The organism is Thiomonas sp. TH-17, from assembly GCF_057473305.1.
Map to the genome: position 1 here is coordinate 1 of NZ_JBYCKI010000226.1, position 6,193 is coordinate 6,193.

The 6,193-nt window shown below is 64.6% G+C and carries 6 protein-coding genes; 5 read left to right on the forward strand and 1 reads right to left on the reverse strand.

The features are described 5' to 3' along the window. Nucleotides 1–108 precede the first annotated feature (108 nt). Nucleotides 109–1,281 (reverse strand): GNAT family N-acetyltransferase, encoded by a 1,173-nt coding sequence (locus tag AC2VLV_RS13405; RefSeq protein WP_486990451.1) that lies wholly within the window; start codon nt 1,279–1,281, stop codon nt 109–111. Between AC2VLV_RS13405 and AC2VLV_RS13410 the strand changes: the two genes are divergently transcribed. The 5 genes from AC2VLV_RS13410 to AC2VLV_RS13430 all read left to right on the forward strand — a co-directional run. Next, nucleotides 1,280–2,962, forward strand: a complete 1,683-nt coding sequence (locus AC2VLV_RS13410) for an NAD+ synthase (protein WP_486990452.1) — start codon at nt 1,280–1,282, stop codon at nt 2,960–2,962. The two genes, AC2VLV_RS13405 and AC2VLV_RS13410, sit on opposite strands and share 2 nt — an antisense overlap. 62 nt (nt 2,963–3,024) lie before the next feature. Further along, the gene (locus AC2VLV_RS13415; RefSeq protein ID WP_013106163.1) at nt 3,025–3,363 is read left to right on the forward strand and encodes a P-II family nitrogen regulator; all 339 of its coding nucleotides are present in this window, start codon (nt 3,025–3,027) and stop codon (nt 3,361–3,363) included. 94 nt (nt 3,364–3,457) lie between these two features. After that, entirely contained in the window at nt 3,458–4,519 is a 1,062-nt protein-coding gene (locus tag AC2VLV_RS13420; RefSeq protein WP_486990453.1) for a 2Fe-2S iron-sulfur cluster-binding protein, read from the forward strand. A gap of 226 nt (nt 4,520–4,745) precedes the next feature. Then, nucleotides 4,746–5,402, forward strand: coding sequence for an SMC-Scp complex subunit ScpB (gene scpB / locus AC2VLV_RS13425; protein WP_486990454.1), 657 nt, complete (start codon nt 4,746–4,748; stop codon nt 5,400–5,402). A gap of 88 nt (nt 5,403–5,490) precedes the next feature. Continuing rightward, nucleotides 5,491–6,193, forward strand: a 703-nt coding sequence (locus tag AC2VLV_RS13430) for a S4 domain-containing protein (RefSeq protein WP_486990455.1), incomplete at its 3' end; no start/stop codon positions are given.

A 6,193-nucleotide genomic window follows, 5' to 3' on the forward strand; every position in this document is an offset into this window, starting at 1 on the left:
ACTGAACGCGATTTCGAGCGGGTACTCGATCTGGTGGAGCAGGCCAGCGCGGGTTTACTCGCCTTCATCGAAAAGCAGCTGGCGCAGCGGGCCTGAAGCGCCGCGGGTTCACTGCACTTCCTTGAACGGCAGGCGCTCTTGCAGGCTGTTCTGATGCTCGGCGAGGGCGGCTGATTCACGCTCCAGATAGTCTTCCACCGCCCGCGAAAACTGCGGGTGCGCCAGCCAATGCGCCGAGCGGGTGGCGACGGGTTGCAGTCCACGCGCCATTTTGTGTTCCCCCTGCGCGCCGCCTTCGAAGGTGGTGTAGCCGTGGGCCAGACACCAGGCAATGGGCTGGTAATAGCACGCGTCGAAGTGCAGGGCGGGAATGTAGGCGACGGCGCCCCAGTAGCGACCGTAGGCGATGCGGCTTTGCGGGTCGAGCAGGACGAGCGAACTGGCCACGGGCTGGCCGTCTCGTTCGGCGACAAACAGCAGACAGTGCTCGGGCATATAGGCGCCGATGGTCTGAAAAAAAGCGCCGTTCAGGTAGGGATCAGAGCCGTGCAGGGCGTAGGTCGTTTGATAGCAGCGGGTGAAAAAATCCCAGTGCGATTCGGTGATTTCTGCCCCGACAAAGGCGCGGAAACAAACTCCGGCATCGCGCACCTGGCGTTGCTCTTGTTTGATATTTTTGCGTTTATCGTGCCGCAAACTGCCGATAAAAGCCTCGAAATCGGGCCAAACTGCAGCACCTTCTGCAGGAGGGTTGCGCCAGTGAAACTGCAGGGTGGTGCGCTCTAACAGGCCGAGCGCTTCGCACCACTCGGCCTCCTGCGGATCGAGAAAAAGGGCGTGCAGCGAACTGAACCCGCTGCGCTGGGCGATGGCCAGAATTTCGCTCAGCAGCGCTTTGCGCGCGGTGGCGTCGCGCCCCAGCAGCTTGGCGCCGCCCACGGGAGTGAAGGGCACGGCGAGCAGGAGTTTGGGGTAGTAGGGCAGGCCGTTCTCGGCATAGGCGCGGGCCCAGGCCCAGTCGAAAACGTATTCGCCGTAGGAGTGCGATTTCACATACAGCACGCAGGCAGCGGTCAGCGCGCCGCTGGCATCCCGCAGCGAAACGACCACGGTCTGCCAGCCAGTCTCTGCGCCCACGCAGCCGCTTTGCTCCAGCGCGCTCAGCCAGACATGGCGCTGAAACGGCGTGGTGCCGGGCGTTGCCGCGACCAGGCTCTCCCAGTCGGCGGCGGGCAGTGCGCTCACCGCGTCCGACAACTCGGTGCGAAAATCCTCAGCCATGACTCTCCAACTCGCTGTTATTCAATGCAACCCGACCGTGGGTGATCTTGCGGGCAATGCGGCGCAGATCGCACGCCTGACGCAGCGCGCTTACGCACAGGGCGCGCGCGTAGTCGTCACCCCGGAACTGGCGCTGACCGGCTATCCCCCGGAAGACTTGTTGCTGCGCCCGGCCTTTCTTCAAGCCAGTGCTGCCGCATTGAAGCAGCTTGCGCATGACCTGTCGGATCTGCCGGAATTGGCGCTGGTCGTCGGGCATCCGCTGGGGCTGGCCGCCGCCGAAGCGCCACGGATCGCCTCGACCCAGCAGGCGGTGGCCTGCAACGCGGCGTCGCTGCTGCGGGGCGGCGTGGTCGAAGCGACCTATTGCAAGCATGAGTTGCCCAACTATCAGGTGTTCGATGAACGCCGTTATTTCGCTCCGGGCGATCAGCCGGTGGTGTTCGAGGCCGGGGGAACGCATTTCGGCATCAATATTTGCGAAGACGCCTGGCTGCCGCATGCGCCGCGCATGGCCCGCGCGGCCGGCGCCCAGGTGCTGCTGGTGCTCAATGCCTCGCCCTACCACCGCGGCAAGACGGCGGAACGCGAGCGGGTGATGCGCGAGCGCTGCCTGGAAAACGGCATGGCGCTGGTCGCTTCGCAAACGGTGGGCGGGCAGGATGAGATCGTGTTCGACGGCGCGTCTTTCGTGCTCGACCGCGCAGGCGATCTCGTGGCACGCTCGCCGCAATTCGTCGAAGACATCTTGCGCGTCGATGTGGCCGGCGGCGAGGTGCTCAAGCAGACTCCGGCGCATGTGGCGCCGTTGAAGTCCGATCATGCCGAGGTGTACGCGGCGCTGGTGCTTGGGGTGCGCGACTATTTGGGCAAGAACGGATTTCCAGGGGCGCTCATCGGGCTGTCGGGCGGGGCGGATTCGGCGCTGGTGCTGGCCATCGCCGTCGATGCGCTCGGCGCCGAAAAGGTGCGCGCGGTGATGATGCCGTCGCAATACACCGCGCAGATCTCGCTTGACGACGCCGCCGAGATGGCGCATCGCCTGGGCGTGCAGTACGACGTGCTGCCCATCACCCCGCTGTTCGAGACCTTCCGCGCCACGCTGGCCCCGCTGCTGCAGGAGCACCCCGGCGACACCACGCTGGAGAATATTCAGGCCCGCATTCGCGGCACCTTGCTCATGGGCCTGTCGAACAACAGCGGACGCATCGTGCTGACCACCGGCAACAAGAGCGAGATGGCCATGGGTTACGCCACGCTCTACGGCGACATGGCCGGTGGCTTTGCCGTCATCAAGGACGTGACCAAGACCCTGGTCTGGGAGCTGGCCCGGTGGCGCAACGCGCACGCGGCCGCTATGGGCGAGGCCGAGGTCATTCCGCAGCGCATCATCACCCGCGCGCCCAGCGCCGAGCTGCGCGCCGATCAGACCGATCAGGACAGCCTGCCTCCGTATGACGTGCTCGACGGCATTCTGCAGCGCTATATGGAACAGGACGAGCGGGTGGAAACCGTGCTGGCCGCAGGCTACGCCCGGGCCGATGTCGAGCGCGTGGTACACCTGCTCAAACTGTCTGAATACAAGCGGCGGCAGGCTCCTCCGGGCATCCGCATCACGCACCGCGCATTCGGCCGCGATTGGCGCTATCCGATCACCTCAAAATTCCGGGAATCGTTCTGAATTCTGCCGATTCGCGCATCCGCAGTTAAATTCCGTTTTCAATCACACCGAGGAGCCCTGACATGAAACTCATCACCGCCATCATCAAGCCGTTCAAACTCGACGAGGTACGCGAGGCCTTGGCGGAGATTGGCGTCACCGGCCTGACGGTGACTGAAGTCAAGGGTTTTGGCCGTCAGAAGGGGCATACCGAGTTGTATCGCGGCGCCGAATATGTGGTGGATTTCCTGCCCAAGGTCAAGGTCGAGGCCGTCATCAAGGAAGACCAGGTCGAGCGGGCGATCGAGTCCATCGTCAAGGCGGCGCGTACCGGAAAAATTGGCGACGGCAAGATTTTTGTCACCAGCGTCGAGCAGGTCGTGCGTATTCGTACCGGCGAGACGGGCGAAGTCGCTGTTTAAGCCCACCCCGAAACCTTCGCTTCGCTCGGTTTTCCCCTCAAGGGGCAAGAAACTCTTGGGGCGGCCCGGCGAGTTTCTTCAAAGCATTCACTCCATGCCCCGCGTACACGTTCTTCCCTCAGAGACTGATCTTCTTGCCGACCCCGACGAGAACCTGCTGAAGCTGCTGCGGCGGCATCAGGTGCCGATTCGTTATTCCTGCAAGTCGGGGGAATGCGGTTCGTGCAAGTGCGTGCTCGAGTCGGGTCAGGTCAAGCTGAAAAAATACGATCCCAAGGCCCTGCCCGATGCGCAGCGGGACAGCGGCATCATTCTGGCCTGCCGTGCCATTCTGAGCGAAGACATCACCATCCGGCTGACCGATAGCGACGATCTGATCGCGCACCCCGAGCGCAAATTGCTGTGCCGCGTGGTGGCGCTGGAGCCGTTGACGCAGGATATTTTCGCGCTGCGGCTGCACATCGAGTTCGCCGATATGGAAGGCATTCCGTTCACCTTTTCGGCAGGCCAGTATGCCCAGATCGTGGTCGAGGTGGATGGGCAGGAAATCGCGCGCGATTTCTCCATGGCCAGCACGCCTGTCGATGCGGAATATGACGATCTGCTGGAGTTTCACATCCGGCGCACCCCGACCGGGGCGCTGAGCAGCCTGCTGGGGGGCGTGATACGCCCTGGCGCGCAGTTGCTGGTGCGCGGGCCCATGGGAACGAGCTATTTCCGTCCGCGCCACCAAGGGCCGCTCTATGCCGTGGGCGGCGGCACCGGCCTGGCGCCCATGCTCAGCGTGGCGCAGACCGCGCTCGACAACGGCAAGCTCGAACCCGTGGTGCTGTTTGCCGGATTTCGCAATCAGGCCGATGTGTATGGTCTGGAACAGATGGAGCAGATGCGCCGCAGCTACCGCAACTTCAGCTACCACCTTTCGCTGGACGAGGTGCAAGCGGGAGATCCGCCGCAGGCCGTGCATCGTCCGCTCGCCGCGCATCTGCTGGAACAGGTGGCCGACTTTGCCGGTTCCAAGGTCTATCTGGCCGGGCCGCCAGGCATGGTCGAGGCCATCAGCGCGTCACTGCTGGAACGTGGCCTGCCGGAGAACGATCTGCACGCCGACGCGTTCTATCCGCCCGTGGCAGCAGAGCTTGCCCCTGCCGCCTGAAGCGTGAGCGGCAAGTGCGCTGCGCAGACGTATTAAAATTGCTTCATAACTGTCAGGGAAACGCGGGGCCGTCCCGAGTTTTCTTGATCCCCAAGGGGACGGGTCGGGTACGGCCTGATTCTGGGGGCGCTGATTGAGCGCCACGCATTGACACATCGCGCCCGCCTTTGGGCACCTGCGGCACAGCGGACGAGTTCCGGCTGATGCCGCCCTTTACCGGGTATCTATGAACACGCAAGAGGCCAAGCGGGTCCTCGAGACCGCGCTGATCTGTGCTTCCCAAGCCCTTTCCGTCGCTGAACTGCGGCGCTTGTTCGACGACACGATCGCCGCAGACACCGTGCGCGCGCTGCTCGACGAACTGCGCAGCGATTGGCAGGAGCGCGGCGTCGAGCTTGCGCAACTGGCGCAGGGCTGGCGCTTTCAGAGCCGGGCGGAGATGCAGCCTTTCCTCGATCGGCTCTATCCCGAGAAGCCGCAAAAGTATTCGCGCGCCGTGCTGGAAACGCTGGCCATCATCGCCTATCGTCAACCCGTGACCCGGGGCGACATCGAAGAGATTCGCGGGGTGGTGGTCAATGCCCAGATCATCCGTCAGCTTGAAGACCGGGGCTGGGTGGAGGTGATCGGCCACCGCGAAGCGCCGGGCCGTCCGGCCCTGCTGGCGACCACGGCGCAATTCCTCGACGATCTCGGACTGAAAACCCTCGACGCCCTGCCGCTATTGGGCGAGCGCGGCGACATGCTGCCGAATTTCGACGGTCTGCAGCAGCGCCTGCCTGAAATCGAGAGTCTGGAAGCCCCGCAAGAAACCCCTCCGCAAGAAGCGCCAGCCCCTGCCGTGGCCGATGCTGAACCCGATGAACACCATCCCTCCGTCTGAAACGACCGAAGTCGTGCAGCCGGCCTCTATGCCCCGCAGTGCGCCCGAAGGTGCGCTGCCGAACGACTGACCTTGAACGGACAGCACCATGAGCTCTACCGACTCGCCTGACTCCCCCGAACTCAACCCCGCGCCCGAGGCCGTGGCCGATACGCCGCCAGCGCGCAAGACCCGCGCCGCCCCTCGCCGCACGGCGCGCAAGACTGCGGCTGCAAGCACCGAAGAGGGCGCAGCGCCGGAGTCTGGCGAAGCTGTTGCGCCGTCCACGGTTGAAGCGGTGACTGCTTTGCCGCCTGAACCTGATACGCAAAGCGCCGAGAGTGCAGACGCCGGCGTGGCAGAAGCCGCAGAGGCGAGCCCGCAGACTGAGCCGCAGCAGCCGCTTGAGCCCAGGCGCGCGGCGCGTCCACCACGTTCACCGAAAAGCCCGCGTAGCCAGACCGAGCCGCAGGCACCGCAGCCTGGCGCGACAGCGCCCGCCGCCGCCGCGGCCCCGCCGCTGGTCGGCGTGCAGATTCAGGATGTGATTTCGGGCACTTACGACCAGGCGGCGGAAACCGCCGAGATCGTGCGCCGCGTACTGGCCCCGGCCGAAGATGCGCCCAAGCTGCATAAGGTGCTGGCGCAGAGCGGTGTGGGTTCACGGCGCGAGATGGAAGACCTCATCCTGGCCGGGCGGGTTTCGGTCAACGGCGAACCGGCGCATCTGGGGCAGCGCATCCTGCCGACCGACCAGATTCGCGTCAACGGCAAGATCATCAAGCGCCGCCTGCGGCCGGCCCAGGCCCGCG

Coding starts and splice junctions, on each gene's coding strand:
- AC2VLV_RS13410 (WP_486990452.1), top strand. CDS start 1,280: ATGACTCTCCAACTCGCTGTTATTCAATGCAACCCGACCGTGGGTGAT.
- AC2VLV_RS13405 (WP_486990451.1), bottom strand. CDS start 1,281: ATGGCTGAGGATTTTCGCACCGAGTTGTCGGACGCGGTGAGCGCACTG.
- AC2VLV_RS13415 (WP_013106163.1), top strand. CDS start 3,025: ATGAAACTCATCACCGCCATCATCAAGCCGTTCAAACTCGACGAGGTA.
- AC2VLV_RS13420 (WP_486990453.1), top strand. CDS start 3,458: ATGCCCCGCGTACACGTTCTTCCCTCAGAGACTGATCTTCTTGCCGAC.
- scpB (WP_486990454.1), top strand. CDS start 4,746: ATGAACACGCAAGAGGCCAAGCGGGTCCTCGAGACCGCGCTGATCTGT.